General features: G+C 75.6%; 26 protein-coding genes and 1 other RNA gene. 14 read left to right on the top strand and 13 right to left on the bottom strand.

Annotated features, from left to right (window positions below; genetic code table 11):
* Positions 1 to 179 precede the first annotated feature (179 nt).
* Positions 180 to 725: an NUDIX hydrolase gene (locus tag J5O08_RS12835; protein WP_218707279.1), complete on the top strand. Its 546-nt coding sequence runs from the start codon at positions 180 to 182 to the stop codon at positions 723 to 725.
* A gap of 7 nt (positions 726 to 732) precedes the next feature.
* Here the strand turns inward: J5O08_RS12835 and J5O08_RS12840 are convergent, their stop codons facing one another.
* A complete protein-coding gene (locus tag J5O08_RS12840; RefSeq protein ID WP_218707280.1) occupies positions 733 to 1,410 on the bottom strand; it encodes a hypothetical protein in 678 nt (225 codons plus the stop codon).
* Positions 1,411 to 1,572: 162 nt separating this feature from the next.
* Here J5O08_RS12840 and J5O08_RS12845 point away from each other — a divergent pair, with 162 nt between their 5' ends.
* A complete protein-coding gene (locus J5O08_RS12845) occupies positions 1,573 to 2,421 on the top strand; it encodes a siderophore-interacting protein (protein ID WP_218707281.1) in 849 nt (282 codons plus the stop codon).
* A gap of 167 nt (positions 2,422 to 2,588) precedes the next feature.
* Here J5O08_RS12845 and J5O08_RS12850 read toward each other — a convergent pair whose 3' ends face one another.
* Complete coding sequence (locus tag J5O08_RS12850) at positions 2,589 to 3,302, bottom strand: SOS response-associated peptidase (protein ID WP_218707282.1); 714 nt, start codon at positions 3,300 to 3,302, stop codon at positions 2,589 to 2,591.
* 84 nt (positions 3,303 to 3,386) lie between these two features.
* Positions 3,387 to 5,255 carry an HNH endonuclease signature motif containing protein gene (locus J5O08_RS12855; RefSeq protein WP_218707283.1) on the bottom strand — a complete coding sequence of 623 codons (1,869 nt, stop codon included), beginning with the start codon at positions 5,253 to 5,255 and terminating at the stop codon, positions 3,387 to 3,389.
* A 63-nt stretch (positions 5,256 to 5,318) separates the two neighbouring features.
* Here J5O08_RS12855 and J5O08_RS12860 point away from each other — a divergent pair, with 63 nt between their 5' ends.
* Genes J5O08_RS12860 through J5O08_RS12875 form a run of 4 tightly spaced genes read left to right on the top strand, consistent with a single transcriptional unit; the run spans position 5,319 to position 9,183 of the window.
* Complete coding sequence (locus J5O08_RS12860) at positions 5,319 to 6,368, top strand: zinc-dependent alcohol dehydrogenase family protein (protein WP_218707284.1); 1,050 nt, start codon at positions 5,319 to 5,321, stop codon at positions 6,366 to 6,368.
* 48 nt (positions 6,369 to 6,416) lie between these two features.
* Positions 6,417 to 7,658: a Nif3-like dinuclear metal center hexameric protein gene (locus J5O08_RS12865; protein ID WP_218707285.1), complete on the top strand. Its 1,242-nt coding sequence runs from the start codon at positions 6,417 to 6,419 to the stop codon at positions 7,656 to 7,658.
* Entirely contained in the window at positions 7,655 to 8,395 is a 741-nt protein-coding gene (locus J5O08_RS12870) for a zinc ribbon domain-containing protein (protein ID WP_218707286.1), read from the top strand. The genes J5O08_RS12865 and J5O08_RS12870 overlap by 4 nt, the downstream gene beginning before the upstream one ends.
* Positions 8,395 to 9,183, top strand: coding sequence for a histidine phosphatase family protein (locus tag J5O08_RS12875; protein WP_217616120.1), 789 nt, complete (start codon positions 8,395 to 8,397; stop codon positions 9,181 to 9,183). The genes J5O08_RS12870 and J5O08_RS12875 overlap by 1 nt, the downstream gene beginning before the upstream one ends.
* On the opposite strand, the gene J5O08_RS12880 is transcribed toward J5O08_RS12875, so the two are convergent.
* Positions 9,184 to 11,172 (bottom strand): threonine/serine exporter ThrE family protein, encoded by a 1,989-nt coding sequence (locus J5O08_RS12880; RefSeq protein ID WP_218707287.1) that lies wholly within the window; start codon positions 11,170 to 11,172, stop codon positions 9,184 to 9,186.
* Positions 11,173 to 11,341: 169 nt separating this feature from the next.
* Positions 11,342 to 12,127: a YaaA family protein gene (locus J5O08_RS12885; protein ID WP_218707288.1), complete on the bottom strand. Its 786-nt coding sequence runs from the start codon at positions 12,125 to 12,127 to the stop codon at positions 11,342 to 11,344.
* 126 nt (positions 12,128 to 12,253) lie between these two features.
* Here J5O08_RS12885 and rnpB point away from each other — a divergent pair.
* An RNA gene (gene rnpB / locus J5O08_RS12890) (RNase P RNA component class A) lies at positions 12,254 to 12,640 on the top strand.
* A gap of 567 nt (positions 12,641 to 13,207) precedes the next feature.
* On the opposite strand, the gene J5O08_RS12895 is transcribed toward rnpB, so the two are convergent.
* The 3 genes from J5O08_RS12895 to J5O08_RS12905 form a co-directional block, all read right to left on the bottom strand.
* Positions 13,208 to 13,354 (bottom strand): hypothetical protein, encoded by a 147-nt coding sequence (locus tag J5O08_RS12895; RefSeq protein ID WP_218707289.1) that lies wholly within the window; start codon positions 13,352 to 13,354, stop codon positions 13,208 to 13,210.
* A gap of 29 nt (positions 13,355 to 13,383) precedes the next feature.
* Positions 13,384 to 14,097: a hypothetical protein gene (locus J5O08_RS12900; RefSeq protein ID WP_218707290.1), complete on the bottom strand. Its 714-nt coding sequence runs from the start codon at positions 14,095 to 14,097 to the stop codon at positions 13,384 to 13,386.
* A 226-nt stretch (positions 14,098 to 14,323) separates the two neighbouring features.
* A complete protein-coding gene (locus tag J5O08_RS12905) occupies positions 14,324 to 14,662 on the bottom strand; it encodes a hypothetical protein (RefSeq protein ID WP_218707291.1) in 339 nt (112 codons plus the stop codon).
* Between the two features lie 567 nt (positions 14,663 to 15,229).
* Here J5O08_RS12905 and J5O08_RS12910 point away from each other — a divergent pair.
* Complete coding sequence (locus J5O08_RS12910) at positions 15,230 to 15,745, top strand: hypothetical protein (RefSeq protein ID WP_218707292.1); 516 nt, start codon at positions 15,230 to 15,232, stop codon at positions 15,743 to 15,745.
* Between the two features lie 97 nt (positions 15,746 to 15,842).
* On the opposite strand, the gene J5O08_RS12915 is transcribed toward J5O08_RS12910, so the two are convergent.
* Positions 15,843 to 16,118 (bottom strand): hypothetical protein, encoded by a 276-nt coding sequence (locus J5O08_RS12915; protein ID WP_218707293.1) that lies wholly within the window; start codon positions 16,116 to 16,118, stop codon positions 15,843 to 15,845.
* Between the two features lie 125 nt (positions 16,119 to 16,243).
* On the opposite strand from J5O08_RS12915, the gene J5O08_RS12920 reads away from it, so the two are divergent.
* Positions 16,244 to 16,726 carry a hypothetical protein gene (locus J5O08_RS12920; RefSeq protein WP_218707294.1) on the top strand — a complete coding sequence of 161 codons (483 nt, stop codon included), beginning with the start codon at positions 16,244 to 16,246 and terminating at the stop codon, positions 16,724 to 16,726.
* A 5-nt stretch (positions 16,727 to 16,731) separates the two neighbouring features.
* Here J5O08_RS12920 and J5O08_RS12925 read toward each other — a convergent pair whose 3' ends face one another.
* Both J5O08_RS12925 and J5O08_RS12930 read right to left on the bottom strand, forming a co-directional pair.
* Positions 16,732 to 17,229 (bottom strand): hypothetical protein, encoded by a 498-nt coding sequence (locus J5O08_RS12925; RefSeq protein ID WP_218707295.1) that lies wholly within the window; start codon positions 17,227 to 17,229, stop codon positions 16,732 to 16,734.
* A 601-nt stretch (positions 17,230 to 17,830) separates the two neighbouring features.
* Entirely contained in the window at positions 17,831 to 18,376 is a 546-nt protein-coding gene (locus tag J5O08_RS12930) for a bifunctional DNA primase/polymerase (RefSeq protein WP_218707296.1), read from the bottom strand.
* A 15-nt stretch (positions 18,377 to 18,391) separates the two neighbouring features.
* Here J5O08_RS12930 and J5O08_RS12935 point away from each other — a divergent pair, with 15 nt between their 5' ends.
* The gene (locus tag J5O08_RS12935; RefSeq protein ID WP_218707297.1) at positions 18,392 to 18,886 is read left to right on the top strand and encodes a hypothetical protein; all 495 of its coding nucleotides are present in this window, start codon (positions 18,392 to 18,394) and stop codon (positions 18,884 to 18,886) included.
* Positions 18,887 to 18,973: 87 nt separating this feature from the next.
* Positions 18,974 to 19,264, top strand: coding sequence for a tyrosine-type recombinase/integrase (locus J5O08_RS12940; protein WP_218707298.1), 291 nt, complete (start codon positions 18,974 to 18,976; stop codon positions 19,262 to 19,264).
* Between the two features lie 147 nt (positions 19,265 to 19,411).
* On the opposite strand, the gene J5O08_RS12945 is transcribed toward J5O08_RS12940, so the two are convergent.
* Entirely contained in the window at positions 19,412 to 19,921 is a 510-nt protein-coding gene (locus J5O08_RS12945) for a CAP domain-containing protein (RefSeq protein ID WP_218707299.1), read from the bottom strand.
* A 296-nt stretch (positions 19,922 to 20,217) separates the two neighbouring features.
* Here J5O08_RS12945 and J5O08_RS12950 point away from each other — a divergent pair, with 296 nt between their 5' ends.
* A complete protein-coding gene (locus J5O08_RS12950; protein ID WP_218707300.1) occupies positions 20,218 to 20,445 on the top strand; it encodes a hypothetical protein in 228 nt (75 codons plus the stop codon).
* A gap of 15 nt (positions 20,446 to 20,460) precedes the next feature.
* Here J5O08_RS12950 and J5O08_RS12955 read toward each other — a convergent pair whose 3' ends face one another.
* A complete protein-coding gene (locus J5O08_RS12955; protein ID WP_218707302.1) occupies positions 20,461 to 20,739 on the bottom strand; it encodes a hypothetical protein in 279 nt (92 codons plus the stop codon).
* A gap of 81 nt (positions 20,740 to 20,820) precedes the next feature.
* On the opposite strand from J5O08_RS12955, the gene J5O08_RS12960 reads away from it, so the two are divergent.
* Together J5O08_RS12960 and J5O08_RS12965 are read left to right on the top strand one after the other, a co-directional pair.
* Entirely contained in the window at positions 20,821 to 21,357 is a 537-nt protein-coding gene (locus J5O08_RS12960; RefSeq protein ID WP_218707304.1) for a GNAT family N-acetyltransferase, read from the top strand.
* A gap of 113 nt (positions 21,358 to 21,470) precedes the next feature.
* The gene (locus J5O08_RS12965) at positions 21,471 to 21,791 is read left to right on the top strand and encodes a hypothetical protein (protein WP_218707305.1); all 321 of its coding nucleotides are present in this window, start codon (positions 21,471 to 21,473) and stop codon (positions 21,789 to 21,791) included.
* Positions 21,792 to 21,858 lie beyond the last annotated feature (67 nt).

The raw sequence follows: 21,858 nt of genomic DNA on the forward strand, positions 1-21,858 counted from the left end.
TCCCGCGGGCTAGGCGGCCGGCGGCGCTGAGCCCGGCGCCCGCCCTCCGGGCGTCGGGCGCGGGCCCACCCCCCGGCCCGCGCCCCGGCCCGGCGACCCGTCCCGGCGACCCGCCCCGGCGACCGGCCCCCGAGGCCGCCGGGCCGGACCACGTCCCGGGTCCTGGCACGATGGCGGGCATGTCCGCCTGGCACGCCCACGACTCCCGCACCGTCTACGAGAACCCGTGGATCCGGGTCCGCGAGGACTCGGTCACCCGGCCCGACGGCGGCGACGGGGTGTACGGCGTCGTCGAGGTCCGGCAGCCGGCGGTCTTCGTCGTCCCGGTGACCGACGACGACGAGGTGGTGCTGGTCGAGGTCGAGCGGTACACCACCGGCGCGGTGTCGCTCGAGGTGCCCGCGGGCGGGTCCGACGGCGAGGACCCGCTGGTCGCCGCGGCGCGCGAGCTGCGCGAGGAGACCGGGCTCGCCGCCGACGAGTGGACGCACCTCGGGCCGGTGTTCTCGCTCAACGGCGTGGCGCACGCCCCGGGGCACGTGCTGCTCGCGCGGGGCCTGCGGCCGGCCGACGAGGCGCACGCCCAGGACGAGGAGGGCATCGTCGGGGTGCGACGGGTCCCGTGGTCCGACCTGCCGGCCCTGGTGCGCGCGGGCGGGATCACGGACAACGAGTCCCTGGGCGCGCTGCTGCACGCCGCCGTGGCGCTCGGCCGGGTGTCCTGACCGCGGCCTACGCGATCCGGCCCTGCCCGCGCCGATCGGGGGCGGCGGGCCCGGAAGGCGTAGGGAGGGCGTCGCGTCGGCCGGGCGCCGCCCGCACGCCCGCGTCCCAGCCCGGTGCGCGGCAGCCCGGCGGCGGCCCGAGGGGCAGGGGGTCGAGCCCCGCGGCGGCCAGCAGCCAGGCGACGACCGAGTTCGACGTCCACATGTCCCGGTCGCCCGGCGCGCGACCGCTCCAGGTCCGCACCGGCACGCCCGGCGCCGCCGCCAGCAGCGCCGCGGCCACCCGCGGGTCGGTGGTCGCCCGCCGCCGCGCGACCGCCCACGCGAGGTCCGGCACCGAGCCGCCCGCCCAGCACCGCACCTCGTAGCGGAACAGCCGGGACCCGCCGAGGACCCGCGCGCCGACGGGGCCCGTGGCGACGACGCCGCGGTCGCCCGCCGGCTGCCCCCACGCGGGGGCCACCTCGACCGCGACCTCCGGACCCGTCGCCGGCCGGACGAGCAGCGCGGCGTGCACGAGCGCCCGGCGCGGGCGGCGGTCGCGGAGCGCGGCGCCGGCCTCGTAGGCGCGGCCGCTCGCCCGCACGACCCGCGGCCCACCCGCGCCGAGGGGGATCCAGCAGAGCAGCACGCCGGGCGAGGGCTCGTCCGGGTCCGGCCGGTGGTCCGTGCCCGCGGGGGTCATGCGCACCATCACGCCACCGCGCGGCGCCCGCCACCACGGACCGACGTCCCGGGCCGGGCGCCGCCGGGCACGGACGGGGGATTCCGGCGCCGGGGCCGCGGCTGCTACGGTCGCCGCTCCAGTAAGGACAGCCTTACCAACCTCGACGACAGGAGCGCGCCCGTGGCCCGCAGCAGCAACATCAACGCCGGCCGGCGCAAGCCCGAGGTCACCGAGCTGCTGACGCTGCACGTCCTGCGCACCGAGCGGGTGTCGACCGGGTTCGTCCGGGTCACGCTGGGCGGCGGCGACGCGGCGCGGTTCCGGCCGATGGGCTACGACCAGTGGTTCCGGCTGTTCATCCCTGTCGCCGACGACGCGGTGCTGTCGCGGCTGCCGAACAAGCTCGACACCCTCGCGTACCTGAAGTACCTCGCGATCGCCCGGACCGAGCGCCCCGTGCTGCGGAACTACACCGTCCGCGCGCACCGGCCCGACGGCCCCGAGGGCCCGGAGCTCGACGTCGACTTCGTTCTGCACGGCACGCCCGAGGACGGCACCTCCGGGCCCGCCGCGACCTGGGCGCAGACCTGCGCGCCCGGGGACGCCGTCGCGATCCTCGACGAGGGCATCACGTTCCCCGCGGCCACCGCGCACGACCGGGTGCTGCTCGTCGCCGACGAGACCGGTCTGCCCGCGGTCGCCGGCATCCTCGGGTCGCTCGGCACCGGTGCCCGGGGCCTCGCGGTCGTCGAGGTGCCGCACGCCGACGACGTCCAGGACCTCGCCGGCCCGGCCGGCGTGCAGGTGCGCTGGGTGGTGCGCGACGACCCCCACGCCGTGGCAGGGCCGGCGGTGCTCGCGGCGGTCGAGGCGCTGCCGGTGCCGGACGAGCCCGTGACCGCCTGGGTGGTGGGGGAGCAGTCGCTGGTCGCCGCGGCCCGGCGGCACTGGGTCGCGGCGGGCGTGCCGAAGCAGGACGTCACGTTCTGCGGCTACTGGCGGGCGGCGAAGGCGCGCGTGGCGGCCTGACGCGCGCAGACCCGTGGCGTGGGGCGGGCGCTGCCCGGCGCGCGGCGAGGGGGGCGACCCGGCGCGCGGCGAGGGGGCGGCCCGGCGCGGTGAGGGCGGGCGACCAGGCGCATGGCGAGGGTGGGCAGCCCGAGGCGGCGAGGCGAGTGCCCCGGCGGGCGTCCGGCTCAGCCTTCGGCGGTCGGGTCGACCGGCGCGACCAGCGCCGGACCGTCGTTCGCCACGTTGCCCACGGCCCGGCCGACCTCGCGCGGCGTCAGGTGCGGCTCCGGCACGTTCACCAGCATCGCGCCCACCTCGTCAGCCGCGGTGATCGACGGGTCCAGCCAGCCGTCCCACAGGTGACCGGGCAGCAGCACGGGGCAGCGGTCGTGGATGTGCCCGAGGCTGTCGGTCGCGGGGCGCGTGATGATCGTGACGGTCCACAGCCAGCGTGTCGGGTCGTCGTCGGCCTTGGCGTGGTCGCGCCACAGCTCGTACAGCCCGGCCGCCGCCAGCGGCTCGGCCCCGTGCAGGAAGTACGGCGTCTTGGGGCCGCGCTCGTTGGCCTGCCACTCGTAGTACCCGTCCATCGGGACCAGGGCGCGCCGCCTCGCCGCCGCCTTCCGGAACGCCGGCTTGTCGAGCACGGTCTCCGAGCGCGCGTTGATCATGCGCGACCCGATCGACACGTCCTTGGCCCACGACGGCACCAGGCCCCACCGCGCCTGCCGGAGCTGGCGCTGCGGGCCGTCGTCCTCGACGCGCTCGAGCACCACCGGCACGTCCTGGGTCGGGGCGACGTTCCAGGACGGGCCCGGGTGCTCGCCGAGGATCCGGTCGATCGCGAGGTCGCGCTCGAGCTGGTCGGCGGCACGGGTCTGCGCGTAGCGGCCACACATGGGGCCCAGTGTGCCGCGCACCACCGACATCGACGACGCGGGCAGCACCGGGTGTCGTTCGGGCTCGGGTCGGGGGATGGGCGGCTAGAACGGCGGTGGTGCGTCGTACGGATCAGCCGTGGCGTCGTGGGTCTGTCCGGTGCCGGGTCGGGTGAGGTAGCGGTGCCCGGTGGGGGTGAGCCACTCGTAGAGCCCGGGGCTGATCTGCCGCAGCCGGAAGTCGCCGTCGGTCTTGAGTCGGTGGTGCCGGTGGCACAGGGGCCCGAGGTTGTCCGCGTCGGTGCCACCCAGGGGCGCGTCGGGGTCGCCACCCGGCTGGGGGTGGAACTCCTGGGTGTGGTCGAGCTCGCAACCGCACGCCGGGACCCTGCACCCGGGTGCGGCGCATGTCTTGTCCCGGACGCGGATGAGTTCTGCGAGGGCGGCGGGCGGTCGATATCGCTCGCGGCCGACGTCCAGGACCCGGTCGGTGAGGGGATCGGTGATGACGCGCTGCCAGACCCCGCCGATCGCCAGGGCGCGGGCCTGGACCGCGTCGATGGGGCTGTGGCCGTCGAGGTGGGCGGGCTGGTCGTCCAGGCTGAGCAGGGTGGAGGCGGGGATGGTGATGCGGACCTCGGCGCCCGGGCGGCCTGAGCAGCGGGTGCAGGCGCGGCGCGCGGGCGCGGGAGTCGTCACGACGGTGGTCGGCGCGAGCGTGGGTGCGATGGTCCCGGACGGTGCGCCGGACGCGGCGGCCCCGGACGGCGTGCTCGACGCGGTCGCGACGGTGTCGGTCTCGACCTCGCCCTCGGCGTCGGTGGCGGCCCCTGGTGGTGTGTCCGGCGCTCCGGCCGGCGAAGCGGGGTGGCCGACGCCCGGCACTGCGTCGGTGGTGGTGGCGGTGTCGTCGAGTGGGGTGAGGGTGGCTATCGGGATCGGCTCGACCGGGCGGGTGAGCACCACACCGTCCCGGTCGGTGAGGATCGCGCTGTTCCACGAGCGTCGCGGCTCCGGCGGCACCGGCAGGCCTGGGGACAGGTGGACCTCGAACGCCGGCCCGTCCGAGTCCGGCACATCGCCCACGACCAGGTCCCGCAGGCCGTCGGCGCGCAGCTGGTCCAGGGTCCGGTCGTCACCGAGGGCTTTGGCGGTCTTGGCGGCGTGCGTGAGGACCCCGTCGACGCGCGGCGCGTCCGCCGCGTCCAGGACCAGCCACATCGAGGCCATCCCGTCCGGCTGCGGGCGCGGGTGAGACACCCTCCGGGTGCACCGGGCGCGCTCCCGGCGGGCGGCGGCGCCCTCGGGGTCGATTAGTCGGATCCCCCGCTCGACGCGCTGGCGAAGTTCGGCGACCGCGCACTGGTCGGCGTCGGGCAGCACTGCGTCCTCGACGGCGTGCGCGACCTGGAACGGCAGGTCCGCCAACCCGGTCGTCAGGATCTGGGCCTTGGCGGCGTCGAGGTGCCCGACCTCCAGCGCCTCGCGGGTCGCGCCGAGCATCCCGTCGAGCACCAGGGCCCGGTGCACGGTCTTGGTCGCCGTCACCCGCGACCACCCGAGGCGCATCGCCAGCTCGTCGCCCGCGACGCACGCCTGCGTCGGGGGCGCACCCGCTAGCGGGGACCACTCGGGGCTCATCTCCTCCCGAGAGGCGAGCTCGGCGAGCATGGCCAGCTTGCGGGCGTGCTGATGACTCTCGACCCGGTCCTGCGCGGCGATCACCTCCACCAGCACCATCGAGGACAGCACCCGCAGGTCCAGACCCCGCAACCACGCGTCCAGCTCGGGCCCGGGCGGGCACGCGGCGATCGCCTCGACCTGCCGCTGCTCGCTGGTCCGAGGCGCCCTGCCGGCCGCCACGACGGGGTCCGGGCCGAAGTCGGTGAGGCAGGTCCCGTCGGGCCCGTAGACCGGCAGCACCACGGCGGCGACCGGGTCGTCGTCGGGGTGTTCCTGCAGGTCAGATGCCATGGAACAACGCTACCGGCCACCACTGACATGCCCCGCCGAACACCTCCGTCGTAGGCTGCCCCCGTGCGAGCGACCCTCATCCACGGCCCCCACGACGTCCGCCTCGAGCAGGTCCCGGACCCCACGATCCAGCGCCCGACCGACGCCCTCGTGCGCGTGGTCGCGGCCTGCGTCTGCGGCTCCGACCTGTGGCCGTACCGCGGTGTGCGCCCGACCAAGCAGCCCCGCCGGATCGGGCACGAGTTCGTCGGCGTGGTCGAGGAGGTCGGGTCGGACGTCCGGACGCTGCGGCCGGGCCAGTTCGTGGTCGCGCCGTTCACCGTCTCCGACGGCACGTGCGTGCACTGCCGCAACGGCGTGCCGACGTCCTGCGTCCACAGCAGCGGCTGGGGCGGCGACGACGCCGAGGGCGTGTTCACCGACGCCGGGCAGGGCGAGTACGTCCGCGTGCCGCTGGCCGACGGCACGCTCGTCGCGATGCCGGACACCCCCGACGCCGACCTGCTGCCGCACGTCCTCACGCTGACCGACGTCATGGGTACCGGGCACCACGCCGCGCTGTCGGCGGGCGTCGGACCCGGCTCGACGGTGGCCGTCGTCGGCGACGGCGCGGTCGGCCTGTGCGCCGTGCTCGCGGCGAAGCGGCTCGGCGCCGAGCGCGTGATCGCGATGTCGCGGCACGCGTCCCGCCAGGCCCTGGCGCGCGAGTTCGGCGCGACCGACGTCGTGGCCGAGCGCGGCGACGAGGGCGCGGCGGCGGTGCGCGACCTGCTCGGCGGCGTGGGCCCGGACCAGGTGCTGGAGTGCGTCGGCACCAAGGAGTCGATGCAGCAGGCGCTCGACACCGCGCGGCCGGGCGGGCAGGTCGGCTTCGTCGGCGTCCCCGCGGGCGGGCCGGAGCTGCCGGTGCAGCAGATGTTCGGCAGCAACGTCGGCGTCCGCGGCGGGATCGCCCCGGTGCGCGCGTACATCGAGGAGCTCGCCGCCGAGGTGTGGTCCGGCGCGATCCTGCCCGGCAAGGTGTTCGACCTGGTGCTGCCGCTGGACGAGGTCGCCGAGGCGTACGCCGCGATGGACGAGCGCCGCGCGATCAAGTCGATGCTGCTGCCCTGACGCGCGCGGGGCGGCGAGGGCGTGACCGGCACCGGTAGGTTCGACCGCGTGAGCCAGCCCGCCCCGCCGCCCACCCCCTCGTCCGCGCACGCCACCCTCGCCGACGTCGTCGGCGTGCTGGAGCGCCGCTACCCGCCGCGCACCGCCGAGTCGTGGGACCGCGTCGGCCTCGTGACCGGAGACCCGGCCCAGCCGGTCCGTCGGGTGCTGTTCGCCGTCGACCCGTTGGCCGCCGTCGTCGACGAGGCGCTGGACTGGGGCGCGGACCTGGTGGTCGTGCACCACCCGCTGCTGCTCCGCGGGATCCACTCGGTCGCCGCGACCAGTGCCAAGGGTGCGCTGCTGCACCGGCTGATCCGGGGCGGGGTCGCCCTGTACACCGCGCACACCAACGCGGACGCGGCGGCGGGCGGGGTCGCGGACGAGCTCGCCCGGCTGGTCGGGCTCGAGGGCCTGCGCCCCCTGGTCCCCGCGCCCGCGGAGCCGCTCGACAAGCACGTCGTGTTCGTCCCGGCGGGCGACGCGGAGCGCCTGGTCGACGCCCTGGCCGCGGCCGGCGCCGGCGCGATCGGCGAGTACAGCCGCTGCGCCTGGACCAGCACCGGCGAGGGAACGTTCACGCCGTCCGACGCGGCCACCCCGGCGATCGGCCGTGCCGGCGAGGCCGCCCGCGTGGTCGAGGCCCGCGTCGAGATGGTCGCGCCGCGCCGGCTCCGTGCCGCGGTGGTCGCCGCGATGCGCGCCGTCCACCCCTACGAGGAGCCGGCCTTCGACGTCCTGGAGCTGGCGACCTGGGACGGCCCGACCGGTACCGGCCGCGTCGGGCACCTCGCCGAGCCGCTGAGCCTGCACGCGTTCGCCGAGCGCGTCGCCGCCGCGCTGCCCGCGACGGCGCAGGGCATCCGGTACGCGGGCCCGGCGGACGCGATCGTGCGGACGGTGGCCGTCGTCGGGGGGTCGGGCGACTCGCTGTTCGACGACGTCCGGTCGTCCGGCGCCGACGCCTACCTGACCGCCGACCTGCGGCACCACCCGGCCTCCGAGCTGCGCGAGCGCGCCGAGTTCGAGGCGCGCGGGGCCGCGGCCAGCCCGCCGTACCTGGTCGACGCCGCGCACTTCGCCTCCGAGTGGCCCTGGCTGCGGGGCGCGGAGCGCGACCTGCGCGCCGACCTGGCCGCGCGCGGCACTACGGTGGAGACCCGCGTGAGCACCCTGCGCACCGACCCGTGGACCGGCCGCGTCCCGGCGCCCTCCAGCACCACCGCACCGTCGGAAGGACACCACCCGTGACCAAGGCCTCCCCGCAGGACCAGAAGCGGCTGCTCGACCTCCAGGGGCTCGACACCAAGCTCGACCAGCTGGCCCACAAGCGCACCGCGCTCCCGCAGCACAAGCGGATCGCGGAGCTCGACGCGCAGCTGAAGGACCTGGACACCGCGATCGCCGCCTCCCGCACCGCGGTCGGCGACATCCAGCGCGAGGTCAGCAAGGCCGAGTCCGACGTGCAGCAGGTCCGGGACCGCGCCGCGCGTGACCAGACCCGGCTCGACTCCGGCCAGGGCTCCGCGAAGGACCTGCAGGCGCTGCAGAGCGAGCTCGTCTCGCTGGCCCGCCGGCAGGGCGACCTCGAGGAGGTCGAGCTGGAGGCGATGGAGCGGCTGGAGGCGCACGAGGGCACCCTCGGCGAGCTCACCACCGCGCACGCCGCGCTGCTCAACGACCGCGCGGCCGTCGTGGCCGAGCGCGACGCCGAGCTCGCGATCATCGAGAAGCAGGCCGGCGAGGTGAAGACCCAGCGCGACGCGCTGGCCGCCCCGCTGGCCGAGCCGCTGATCCAGCTCTACGACCGGCTGCGCGGCCGGCTCGGCGGCGTGGCCGTCGCGGCGCTGCGGCACGGGCGGTCCGAGGGCAGCGGCCTCCCGGTCCCCGCCACCGAGCTCGCCAAGATCAAGGCGACGCCGGAGGACGAGATCGTCTACTGCGAGGACTCCGGCCGGATCCTGGTCCGCGGCGAGGACGCGTACTGATGCCCGCCGACGGCCCGCAGGGCAGTGCGCAGCCGCTGGAGCCCGAGGCCGGCACCCCGGCGCCGCCCGCGCGCGGCGAGCAGCCCGCGCGCCGCGGCCGGCCGTCGGGGGCGGCTGTCCGGTTCGACGACGCCCAGCCGGTGACCGTCATCCTGGTGCGGCACGGCGAGACCGAGATGACCGTGTCGCGCGGCTACTCGGGCTCGTCGGAGCCCGGCCCGTCGCTCACCGAGCGCGGCCGCGCGCAGGCCGCCGCCGCGGGCGAGCTGGTCCGCCGGGTCGGCGACGACCTGTGGGGCGACGTCCCGTACCCGACCGAGCTGATCGCGTCGCCGATGGTCCGGACCCAGGAGACCGCGGCGATCATCGGCGCGCGCCTCGGGCTCACGCCGCGCGTGGACGCCGCGTTCCAGGAGGCCGACTTCGGCGCCTGGCAGGGGCTCACGGCCGAGGAGATCGAGCAGCGCTGGCCGGGCCAGCTCGAGCCGTGGCACACCCGCGCCGACCTGCGGCCCGAGGGTGGCGAGTCGATCGCCGACGTGGGGGAGCGGATCGGCGCGGCGCTCGACGGTCTGCTCGCGGCGGGGACCGACCGCACCGTGGTCGTCGTGTCGCACGCCGTGTCGATCCGGGCCGCTCTCGGTCGGACCATGGGCGCGCAGCCCGGGTCGTGGAGCCAGCTGCGGGTCGCGCCGGCGTCGGTGAGCATCGTGCGGCTGTTCGCGGACAAGCGCGACGAGGTGGCGGTCGCCGGGGCGCCGAGCGAGGGCTGGCCGGCGCGCGGCTGATCAGACCGGCGGGTCCGTGCGGCCGCGACGCGGCCAGGGCCGGGCCGCCGGCATCAGACCCGGAACGCCGCCCAGCGACCACCGCGCCTGCCGTCCCGGCAGGCCCCGCGCTGCGGACAGCCCCACGAGCACGCCCAGCGCGATCGCCACCATCGTCCCGCCGGTCGTGACCAGCGTGGACACCCCGTTGCTGTCGCCGTCGAGCAGGCTGGTCACCCCGACCAGGCCGAGCGCTCCGGGGACCAGCAGCCAGAACGCGGGCAGGAACGACACGAGCGGAGACGGCCCCGACGGGAACCGGGCCACCGCCAGCGCCACCGGCGTCATCGCCAGCGCGCCGACGAACGCCGACAGCGCCCCGCCCAGCAGCGCGTCGCCGAGCACCTGCGCCCCGTACGCGACGGCGAGCACGAGGATCACCCAGCCGATCGTCCGCGGCCGGCCGCACCGGTAGATCACCGTCCCGGCGCCGAACACCGCGACCCCGATCCACGGCGCCAGCGGCCCGAGCGGGTGGCCGCCGGACGCCAGGTCGACGGCGGGGACGCCCACCAGGGCGGCGGCCGCGACGATGCCGCCCGCCAGCATCACGAGCTGCATCGCGCCCGCCGCGATCCGCCCGGCGCCGGACAGCATCTGCCCGGTCGCGAGCTCGATGACGCCCGTGGTGAGCAGCCCGCCCGGCAGGAACAGCACGAGCGGCGCGATCAGCGACGGCAGCACGCCGAGGTCCGGGACCACGCGCGCGGCGAGCAGCACGGCGGCCGCCACCACGAATGCCGACGCCACGGTGACCAGCACCTCGACGCCGCTCGGCATCCGGCCGACGACCAGCTGCACCGCGCCCACGGCGAGGCCCAGGCCGGCCGCGACCAGAAGGTCCACCCAGGACCCGCCGAGCAGCGCCGCGAGGCCCACCGACAGCAGCAGGTACCCGCCCAGCCGCGCGAGCATGCCGAACGGCGGCGCCGTGGTCCGCAGCAGCGTGATGCGCGCGGTCACGCCGGCGACGTCGGCGTCGGGCGCGGACGCTTCGCGGAGCACGTCGGTGAGCTCGTCGACCTGGTGCAGCATCAGCGGCCGCCGCCCCGTCGACACCGCCGCGGTCGCGACGCCGTCGCCGTCGGGGACGGACACGAGGAGCGCGGTCGGCAGGACGACGGTCTCGGTGCCGGGGACGCCGTGCACCGCGGCGAGCTCGTCGAGGGTGTCGGCGACCGAGGACACCGTGTGGCCGGCGTCGACCATCGCCTCGCCCGCGACGACCATGAGGCGCAGCACCTCGGCGGACGTCGGGGGCGGGCGCAGCTCGGCCGTGTCGTCGTCGGGGCCGTCGTCGCTGAACGGCGTCCCGTCCCCGTCCGCGGCTGCCGCGCCGGACGGCACGGGCGTCGCACCGGCCGCACCGCCGTCGGCGCCCTGGGCGGCCAGCCGGGCGCGCCGGGCCGAGATCGCGACGACCGCGACCGCGCCGGCGACCACGACCACCAGGGCCGTGAGCAGCTGGGCCCACGGCGTCGAGGACGTGGTGACGGCCGGCGGTCGGCTGAACTGCTGCGAGCCGCCCACCCCCGCGTCGGTCGGCGTCGGGGTGGGAGCGGGCGACGGGGTGCCGGTCTGCTCGGGCTCCGGCGTCGGCGTCGGGGTGGGCACCGGCTCCGGCTCGGTCGTCGGCACCGGGACGGGGACCTGCTGTGTCGGCGTCGGGGTCGGCACCGGGGACGAGGTCGGGGCGGGCTGCGCGGGCGACACCGTGGGCGACGGGGCGGGGACCGCGGCGCCGCCCGCGTCGGCGCCGGTGCCGGCACCCGCGTCCTGGCCGTCGCCGGTGGTCGTCCCGGGGACGGTCGTGCCGCCGCGCTCCGCGGACGAGCCGCCGCCGGACGTCGTCGCGCCCGCGGGCCCGCCGGCGACCGCCACGACGCCGGCCAGCGCCAGGACGAGCACCAGCAGCAGCGCCGCGATCCGCGCGGTGCCCGTGCGTCGCATGCTGCTGCCGTCCCCGTCCTGCCGGTCGCTGTCGTCGGGCGGCCGCCCGGACCCGCACCACGCTAGCCCGGGCGCTCGCCCGGGGCGTGCCGTGGCGGTGGGCGGCGGGTGGGCGCCGGGTGAAGGCCCGGTGCAGGGACCCGCGGGCCGCACCACGGTCCCGCCGGGGTCAGGCGACGACCAGCGACAGCGTCGCCGCGCGGCCCGCCGGGGCGTCCAGCTCGACCGCGAGCAGCTCGGTGCCCACCAGCTCGCGCGCCGCCCGGGCGAGGTGCTCCGGCGTCGCGGGCGCCGCGCCCCGCCGGGTGACGAGGTGCCGGGTCAGCACGCCCCGCGTGTGCTTGGCGTGGTGCGAGACCACGGAGCGCTTCCCGTCGACCTCGCGGAGCACCCGCACCTGCACCCACGCGCCGTGGGCGGCGCGCGGCGGCTTCCACGCGGCGAGGTACGTCGCGGACCGGCAGTCGACGACCAGCTCGCCCGCCTCGGCCCGCGGGTCGAGCTCGGCGCGCAGCGGCTCCCGCCACGCGGCCGCCAGCGGCCCGACTCCCGGCAGGTCCACGCCCATCGACAGCCGGTACGCCGGGATGCGGTCCTCGGGCGCGACCACGCCCCACAGGCCGGACACGACGCGCACGCTCTCCGCCGCGCGGCGGCGCTGCGCCGTCGTCAGCCGGTCGAGCCCCGCCGCCCCGTAGAGCACGCCCGTGTAGACGGCGCGGGCCTCGGCAGCGGGCGCGTGCCGCAGGTCGACGTTCCGGGCGACCTCGTCGGCGATGCCCGCGCCCACGCCCAGCACCTCCACGGCGTCCGGCCGGGCGCTCGCCGCGACCAGGGCGTCGAGCACCCGCTCGCGGGTCGGCGTCAGGGCCGGGGCGGACAGGGCGGCCAGGTCGAGGGCGGCGCCACGCACCGGCGCGGTCTTGCCCTCGGACGGGGGGAGCAGGATGAGCACGCGCTGAACTGTAGGCGGCGCGGGGCGCCGAGCAGGGGCGGGGGCCCGAGTGCGGTGCGCCACGTGATCGCCGAGGTCCCGGGCGGCGGGCGGCGCGCCGGGCCGTAGTAGGCTGACCGGCGCGGATGAGCTGGCCAGGCGGCCGCGTCGAGCCCTCGGGCTCGCCGAGGAACGTCCGGGCTCCACAGGGCAGGGTGGTGGGTAACGCCCACCCGGGGTGACCCGCGGGACAGTGCCACAGAAAGCAGACCGCCACCGCACGGCTCTCGGGCCGGACGGTGGTAAGGGTGAAACGGTGGTGTAAGAGACCACCAGCGTGCCGGGCGACCGGCACGGCTCGGTAAACCCCACCCGGAGCAAGGCCAGACAGGGAGCGTTCGAGGGCTGCTCGTCCGAGCTCCCGGGTAGGCCGCTGGAGGCGTACGGCAACGTGCGTCGTAGATGGATGGTCGCCACCCGCGCGGGGGTAACCGCGCGCGGGGACAGAACCCGGCGTACCGGCCAGCTCATCCGCATTGTACGGCCGCTAACCTGCAAGAACGCGGCATCGGTGGGATGATTCGAGGCCCGCGGACCGCGTGGGTGCGGTGCGCTGACCTGCGCTTATGCCTGCTTGTCGTAGTTCGCAGCCCCCGGGCGACCACCGGTACCGCTCGGATCGGCCGCGCCCGAGAACAGCGAAGCGCCCCCGCCCTCCGGAGGAGGACGGGGCCGCTGTCGGCTGCCGTCAGAGGTAGCGGCGGTTGCCGTCGCGGCTCGTTGCCGGTCTCCGGGGCGTTGCGGCCGGGACTTCGCGTCGTCGGTGTCCGCGGCGGTGTCGAGCTGCTCGAGGCGCCCGTACGCGTTGATCGCGGCCGCGGTGGCCTGCACGAGCTTCAGCTGCTCGACGTGCGGCGGCTGGTCGCCTTTGTGCTGGCGGTAGGTGTTGTTCTTCCCGCCGAAGCTGTACGCGACCGTCCGCGTCCGCAGCTGCTCACGCAGCCGGGCGGCGTCGTCGAGCAGGTCCAGCTTCAGTTGCGCGCGGCGGGCTTCGGCGTCGAGCTTCTTCGCCCGGGTCGCGTCCTTGGTCTGCGCGCGGTCTCAGCCGAGGCCGAGAAGCGTGGCGTGTCGCGACACGGTGGCCTTGGCGCGGCCCATCTCCTGGGCCGCGCCCCCGAGGGTGCGCCCGGCGGCGTGCAGCTCGCGCAGGCGCGCGTCCTCGGCGTTGGTCCAGGGGCCGGCGGCCACGTGAGGTCACCTGCCTTCGGTGGGGAAGTTCAGCGGTGGTCGCCCCTGACCTCTCGTCGCACGCGCCGCACGAGGTCGTTGATGCCGCGCTCGATGTCCGCGACGAAGTCGTTGAAGTCCGCGGCCAGCAGGACGCCGCCCTCGGGATCGAGTTCCATTAGGTACGTGAACGTTCGATCCGCGAGTGCTTCGAATGCCGTCGTCAACTCCCGAGGCGCGACGAGCGACAGCTCGAGAACATGATCGCGGAGAGCATCCATGGAACTGGTGATCGCCTCAAACGCGGCGACGGCCTCTGCATCATGCATCGCCGCCTCTTCGGGAGGGAGGGTCTGCCACGGAGCTTCAGGCTGTCCGGCGGGGCGGATCTTGCCCCCACCCCTAGGAGCGTGGAAGCCCCACAGCTGGATCGCTCGCGAAAGCGACCGAGCCTCTCGGATCGCCTCGTACGCCGTCCCGAGTACCCGATCCCGGAGGTCCTTCTTAACCTCCCGACGGCCGGTGAAGGCGTACGTCAGAGCAGCACCCACAACGACGGACACAACGGGGACGAGCGCTGACACGTCGGCCTTGCCTGCGAGAGCGGCCAGGGAGCGGGTTGCGCTCTCATGGCTCCAGAAGTACCACGCGACGATGACGACGACGGCGGCCGCGAGCAGGAACCACCGGGCGTCATCGGCCCAGCCAAAGAAACCACGCCCCCATCGCGTGATGATGGCCCGCACCTGCCCGAACGTCCTCACGGCTGGAGCGTACTGGGTGCCGCGGTTGAGCCCCTCCGGCCCGCGGCTCTCGGCACGGGCGCGTGGCTAGTGGTCGGTCCTGGCGGAGCCGGCGGGGGATCGCGCTCGGGCCGGGCAGGCTGATGGCCCCGCCGGGGGCTCACGCCAACCTACGCAAACACTAGGGTGCCCATGCCGCTGCGCAACCAGTAGGCGACGCGGCGCGCACCACTGGGCGACGCTGCGGTCACGCGGGCACGGCGCGACGGCGGTCGGCGGAGGCCTGGACGGGGTCGAGAACGTCGCCGACCTGGTGCGTGGCGGCGGTGCGGCCGTCGCGGATGTCGACGTGCCCGTGGCCGACGAGGCGCTTGCGGTGGACCCAGGACTTCACGGTGTCGAGGCTGATGTCGACGCCGAGGCCGTCGACGGCGCGCGCGATGTCCCGGGCGGGGAGCAGCAAGTCGCGGGCCTGCTCGAGGTGCCACGCGCGCCGAGCCGGGGCGTCGTACCGGGCGCCGCACGCCCGGCAGGTGACGACGGCGGCGTCCGGGACGGCGTACAGGTCGGCGCCGCAGCCGCGCACCAGCCCGACGGCGTCGGGGTCGGAGAGGGTGTCGACCTGGGCGTTGCACGGCCCGGCGTAGGCCCGGTCGGCGGGCCTGTCGATGGCGGCGCGGGCGATGCGGACGGCGGCGGTGAGCTCGTCGATGACCCACGCGCCGTCCGGGTGCTGGGCGAGCCAGTCGACGGCGCCGCGTAGGTACGCGCCGACGCCGGACCAGGTGCGTGGCGGGGTGTCGCCACGGACGGCGGTGACCTAGTCGAGCCAGGCGAGGACAGTGTCGAGGAGAACGAACCGGGCGTCGGCGGGGGCGAGCGCGAACAGCCGAGGGACGGTGCTGGACCGGCCGCCGGCGTCGGGCGCGCCGACGCGGGCCTGCCGGGTGCGGGCGATGTCGATATCGGCGAGGAGACCTGGGCAGGTCGGTGAGCAGGCCGCGCAGGGTGCCGGCGCAGCGGGGGCAGACGGTGCGGTCGTCGGTGATGGTGGGCGCCGTCGGGGTGGGGAGCGGGCAGGTGCGGTCGGTCAGCACGAGATTCCTTCGGTTGGGTCTGGTGTGCGGAAGAGGTGTGGGGGAGGCTCGGCCCCGTGAGCAGCGAGATGACGCCCCTGTGGGGCGAGGCCGTGCCGAACTGGATCGCAGCGATCGGCGGACTCGGCGGAACCGCCGTCGCTGTCGCTGCCTTCGTGCAGTCGCTTCGCAATCGCAGTGGCCTGGACGTCGTCCGGGAACACGAGAACGAGCGTCAGAACGCCGCGCTTGAGGTCCCCGAGCGGATGCTCGCCAGCTTCAACGAGGGCGCGAACGACGTCGCACCCGACACGGGGCGTCAGGTGCGCTGGGAGGTCGTTCGCGTGCACCGCGAGCGTTACGCGCTGCGAAACACGCACTCGTCGCAGGTTGCGACGGTGACCCGCCTCGAAGGCACAGGTCGCTCGTACGCGGACGTGGTTCCTGTCGCGGAAGTGCCGGCCCCGATCGAACCCGGCGCCGACCTCCCGTTCCTCATCGCGCGCTCTCTCGCAAGCCCGGCGGTCGCGTCCGTGCAGGTGGAGTGGACCGAGGACGGCGCCGGGCCGTTCACGGCCACGTACCTCATTTGACGCCTCGCGCTTCACCGCCGGCACAGCCCGATCACTCCCAACGCCAGCAGCACCAGCAGCGTCGCGCCGGCGCCGACGGCGGCCGTGGCGTCGGGGCTCACGACCGCACCCCCGGCCGGTCGATGCCGTGCGTGACCAGCACGACGTCCTCGCTGCACCCCCGCGCCCGCGCCAGCTCCGCCATGAGCGCGTCACGTTGCCGCAGCAGCTCGGCGGCCCGGGCGACCGCGCCGGACGTCGCGCGCTGCACGTCGGCGAGCACGTCGAGCAGGGTCGCGACGTCCTCCTGCGCGCGGGTCAGGCCGAGGCCGGTAGCCGCGGCGAAGGCGTGGGTGCGGGCGTAGCGCTCGGCGATCTCGTCGAGGGTGGCCAAAGGACACCACCGCTGAACAGGCTCAGGGCGCCGGGCTGGCGGGGTACCGTCCGGCCATGCGAAGGCCCGTGCGTAGAAGCCCCCCTGGAGGTTCACGCCGTCGGCGGAGAGAACGACCGTGGTGGATGGACCTCGCCATAGGTCTCGGCGGCGCCCTCCTCGGCGGCGCCATCGCCGTCGGCGGCAGCATCTCGGTGACCACGATGAACCTGCATGCTGACCGGGAGCGAGAAGCACGCGACCTGCGTCGTCCCGTCTACACCGCGTACCGCGACGCGGCCAACGAGTTCGCCACGGGGATGGCGCAACGCTTCACCTGCGAGATCAGCGATCCTCCGATCGAGCCGTGCGCAATCTCTCGAGACGAGGTGCAGACGCTGCGCTACAACCTGCAGCGCGCGACCAACGCGGTGCACATCGTCGGCACGGACGAGGCGGTCAGCGCGATGTTCGACGTCGCCAACGCGATGCCACCAACCCTGGTCGGGCTCACCGGCGAGCCCGAGATCGGCTTCGTGGACGAGCGGTGGTTCGAGCGAGCGATCAGAGAGTTCGATCGCGTCACCAACTGCGAGACCAGCCCAGACCCGTCTGGGGACTTCTGTTGACGTAGTCACGCCACCTCCTGCACGCGAACGCCGTTCGGAACGCTCGTCGGCGCGTTCGCCTGGTCCGCGTCGAGCGGGTTGCCGTAGCCGGCGGCGCGCAGGAGCTGCAGGGCGTCGCCGAGCTGCATGCGGATGATGAGGCCGTCGTGCGGCGGGACGGTGGCGAGCTCGGGCACCCACCCGAGCCGGAACCACGCCCACCACCGGTGCGCGTCGGCTGGCCCGACGCCGGGCCTCTGGGTGACGAGGAACGCGACGGCGGCGCCGGCGTTGGCCCGCTCCCGCTCGGTCTCGACGAGCCGGCCGTCGATCGTACCGTCGGAGGCGTCCTTGGCGGCGCCGCCCTTCACCTCGACGATGACGCCGGGGCAGAGGCCGACGTCGCCGCCGTCGAGGGCGCCGGTGAGGGTGAGCCGGCCGGCGTGGGGGAAGCCGCGGGGGCGGGCGGCGCGGACGACGGCGGTCTCGGCGGCGGTGCCGATCTGCTTGGGGCGGTTGACCATGACGGGTCCTCTCAGAAGGGCGGGACGTCGCCGGGGGCGACGCTGGGTGCGGGTTCAGGCAGGCGTGCGAGGGTCAGGGGCGGGCGGGCGGTCGCAGTCGTGCGCGGCGAGGACGACGACCTGGTTGGCGGACGGCTTGACGCCGATGGGATCGACGGGGGGAGGTGCCGGGGGGCGAGCGGGTACCGGCCGGGGAAGCCGCGAAGCGCGAAGGTGCGCACGGCCAGGACCACGCAGGCGGCTTCGAGCTGCGGGGTCGGTCGGTAGGGGTCGGCGATGCGGAGCGTCGCGCAGAGGTCGCCGTCGTACCCGGCCAGGACGAGCCGCCGGCAGCGCTGGCACCAGCGCGGAACGGCCTTGGTGCCGAACGGTCCGGGGTCCTGCCGGTGCGCTCGGCGCGGGTTTTCGAGCCAGCACCGGCGGGTGGTCACGACGGACCCCAAGTGACGCGTGTGACGCGTAGTGCTTGTTCCCGCTGCCGTGTGCGCGCTCCGCACTGACATGTCCGACAAATGCGTCACATGCGTCACCAAGCGTCACAACCTGCGGGTTTGCAGGGGCCGGACGCGTCACGAACGCGTCACGCCACGGGCGGGATGCGTCACAGTTCGGGCAGGACGGGGGCGGTGGCCGGCCCGCCGATGAGCCGCGTCCAGGGCCGGCCGGTGGCGTGGTGGCGGGACTGGGCCACGGCGACCTGGCCGCCCTCACCGCGGGTCTCCGCGAGCACGAGCGTGTCGGCGCCGCGGGGCAGCTTCAGGTTGCCCGGGACGTTCATGCCGGTGACCCGGTAGTGGAAGTGGAACCCGCGGGACGGGGACATCTCCACCCACCCCTGGGTGACGAGCGTCCACAGATCCCCGAGGCCGGTGTCGTCGGCGGGGGCCTTGAAGTCGCCGAGGCGCCCGGCGGCGCGCCCCTCGATCTCGGTGAGCTCGGCGCCCCCAGAGACGGCGCTTTGTACGACGCCGAGGTCGTGCGGGTCGTCGCCGCCGAACCAGCCGACGAGATCCACCTCGGTGGTGCGCTCGGTGGTGTGCCGCTTCCAGGTGGGCAGGGCAGGTGCCTTGGACCCGTCCGTACGGATCGGGATGACCGAGTAGCCGTGCGCGAGGAGGACGCGGGCCACGGTCAGGAGGTCGGTCACAGGTAGCCTCCGGCCATGATCATCGCTGCATTCGTGGTATCAGTGTTGGCGCTCATCGCGTCGTTCGGCGCGGTCTGGTACGCGCGGGCGCAGGTCGCCCAGGCGAGGGAACAGACGGAGGCGGCGAACGCCCAGGCGGAGTACGCCAGGAGGGCGTACGAGCTCGAGAAGGAGCGCTTCGAGCAGGAGAAGGTCGAGCAGGCGACGCAGAAGCTCGCGCGGCAGCGCGCCGCGATGGCGCCGACGCCGACGCCCTGGAACGTGTTCCGGGTGGGGAAGAACGCGGTGAGCTTGTCGAACAGCGCCCCGCGGAAGCTGTACGACGTCGCGCTGTCGTTCGATGTCGAACCTGCGCGCGTCGAGCCGCGCGACTGGGCGGTCGTCGACGAACACGCCTCGGTTCGCGTGATGGTGCTGCGGGCCATGGGTGCCTCGCCGAACGAGATCACGGTGAGCTGGCGGGACAGCCCTGACGGAGAGGTCAGGAAGTGGACGACGGCACTTCTGTGAGGGCTTCGGCTCTTTACGGGGCACCCGGCTCCTTCGGCGGTGGTGGGTGGTGCTGGTGCGTGGCTCGGGCCACTCGACGACAGCCTGGTGCTGAAGACGGGGCAGGGCCGGTGCATCACCCGCGGCATGGTGTCCAGGGGGTGGAGGGCCCCCGCGGCGAAGGTGGGTCTGCCGGAAAGCTCCGGCTGGCACGACCTGCGGCACTTCCACGCGTCGAAGCTGATCGCGGGCGGGTCGTCACCGCGGGCGGTGACGTCCCGCCTCGGGCACAAGGACCCGACCGGGACGCTGCGGACGTACGAGCACCTCTGGCCGGACGACGACGGGCGGATGCGCGACACCACGGACGGTCTGGTCGTGCTGCCGGACGCCGCGTAGCCCCCGGGCAGCCCCCGGCGCGATGTTCCTGCGGGTGAGCGTCGCTCGTGCCGCTACCCGGCGTACCGGCCAGCTCATCCGCACGAGAGAGCCCCGGCCTGTGAGGCCGGGGCTCCGTCGCGTACTCGGGTCGGTGCGGGAGCGGGATCAGTACCCCCCGAACACCTGGACCCCGTAGTACAGCCCGCCGTGCTCGACGACGCCGATGCCGATCTGGTTGAACGCCGGGTTCACCATGTTGGCGCGGTGCGGCGGCGAGTTCTGCCACTGCGTGTACAGCGCGACCGGGTCGTAGGAGTTCATCGCGATGTTCTCCCCGGCCGTGCGCCAGCCCGCCGGGATCTGCCGGAAGAAGTCCGGGTTGTGCTGGAACTGGCCGGTCGTGGCCATGTGCTCGGCCCAGGCGGCCGCGACGGCGTCGATCTGGGCGTTCCGCACGAGCGCCGGCTTGCCCTCGCTCGCGCGCAGGGCGTTCGTGCGGTCGAGGATCGCCTGCTCGGCGGCCTCGACGTCCGCGGCCGCGAGCGGCACGACCGCCGCGACGGGCGTCGTCGTGGTGCCGGCGGTGGCGGGTGCGTCGGCGGCCAGCGCGGGGGCGGTGCTGCCGAGCAGCAGGCCGGCCGTGACGGTGCTGGTGATCCACAGGCGCTGGGTCATGGGACTCCTCCTGGACTCCTCGTGAGGTGCGTCGATCAGGGGTGCTCCGATCGCCTCGACCGTAAGCACGGACGGCCGGGGGCGTCGCGCCGGGGCGCGGTGTCGACCTCCGCGCCGACGACGTCGGTGCAGGTGGTGGCGCAGTCCGAGGTGGTCGTGAAAGTCCGTGCACGGTGCCTGACACGACACGGCCTATGTCCCGATTCGCTCGGTATGCGCCGTTCGCGCTCCCGGCTGCCACGCGTGCGCGACCCCGCTCGTATCCTGGGAGGACCAGACCGGCGAGGGGGCCCGTCATGACGGACGCACGCTTCAGGATGACCCGGCTCGCGGCCGACGAGGCCGCCGACAGCCGCAGCCTCACCGAGCTCGCGGAGCGGCTCACCCACGACCCTAGAGCGCACTACGTCGGCGCGGTCCCGGCCGAGGTGGGCGCCGTCGCCCAGGGCGTCGTGTCGTGGGGCGCCCGCCCGGGTTCTCCGCGCGAGCACCACGCGGCGGTCAGGGTCGAGCGCCTGGCCTGACGGCCGTCCACGCGGCTACGCGCACGCCCTCCGGCGCACGTCCGACGCGGGGACCCACACCGCGCCCGTCATCACGCGCAGGTCGACGATCCGCACCCGCACCAGCGTCGCGGTCCACTCGACCGCGATGGTGTCCAGCGGCTCGACGCCGGACTCCCACCGGAGGGTCACGGTGACGGGGATCGGGCGGTCGACGTCGTGGTGCACGCCGGGCGGGACCGGCCGCGCGTTCAGCAGCGGGACGGCGGCGCGCAGCCGGGACAGGCCGCCCGGGACGGTCTGCGCGAGGTTCACCACCGCAGTGTGCGCCGTCGCCCTCGCCGACGCGCGGGTGGTCGTGGGTGATGTCACCCACCGCCCGCGCGCGGGGTGAGAATGGCCGGCGTGCAGCCCGAAGTCACCGTCCGCCCGATGACCGCCGAGCACGCCGAGGGGGTGCTCGCGGTGTTCGCGGAGGGGATCGCGACCGGCCACGCGACGTTCGAGAGCGCGGCGCCGGCGTGGGCGGAGTTCGACGCCTCCCACCTGCCGGAGCACCGCTTCGTCGCGCTGGACGCCGCCCCCGACGCACCGGCCGGCCCCGCCGACCCGGTCCTCGGCTGGGTCGCCGCCTCCCCGGTCTCCCGCCGCGCGGTGTACGCGGGCGTGGTCGAGGCGTCGCTGTACGTCGGGGCCGCCGCCCGCGGCCGTGGCGTGGGCCGTGCGCTCATGGACGCCCTGCTCGCGTCGGCCGAGGCCGGCGGGGTGTGGACCGTGCAGTCGACGGTGTTCCCCGAGAACGCCGGCAGCCTGGCGCTGCACGCCGCCGCGGGGTTCCGGGTGGTGGGCCGGCGGGAGCGGATCGCCCGGATGACGCACGGACCGCTCGCCGGGGAGTGGCGCGACGTCGTGCTGCTGGAGCGGCGCCTCTGACACCCGGACCGCAGGGTCGCCAGGGACGAAGGTCCTGGTCAAACGCCGCCCGAGGCCCCAGGCTGGGCGCGGGGCTGAGGACGACGGCCCCGCGCACGACGCAGGGGGCCCGGATGACACGTCGACGCCTGCCCCGGATCGCCGCGCTCAGCGGGCCGGAGGCCGCGCTCGCGCGGCACGTCGACGTGCACTCGCCGGTGCCTGCGGGCACCGACGCGCTGACCTGGACGCTCACGCTGCTGGACGACGGCGGCGTGCCCCTCGCGGAGAGCCGCACCACGTCGCCGGACTTCCCGCTGCCGCTCGCCGACATCGCGCAGGTGCACCTCGACGTCGTCGGGCTCGCACGGTCGGGGGAGTGGGAGCCCGTCGCCACCCGCGGCGGCGGCGCGCGGTTCCGCGCGACCGTTCGGCCCACGCCGCCCCCCGCGTAGCGGCGCCCGTCCCCGCGCAGCAGCGCGCCCCGCCCCGGGTGCCCGGGACGGGGCGCGCGAGCCGATG

Source organism: Cellulomonas sp. PS-H5 (assembly GCF_019265565.1).
Taxonomy (GTDB): Bacteria; Actinomycetota; Actinomycetes; order Actinomycetales; family Cellulomonadaceae; genus Cellulomonas.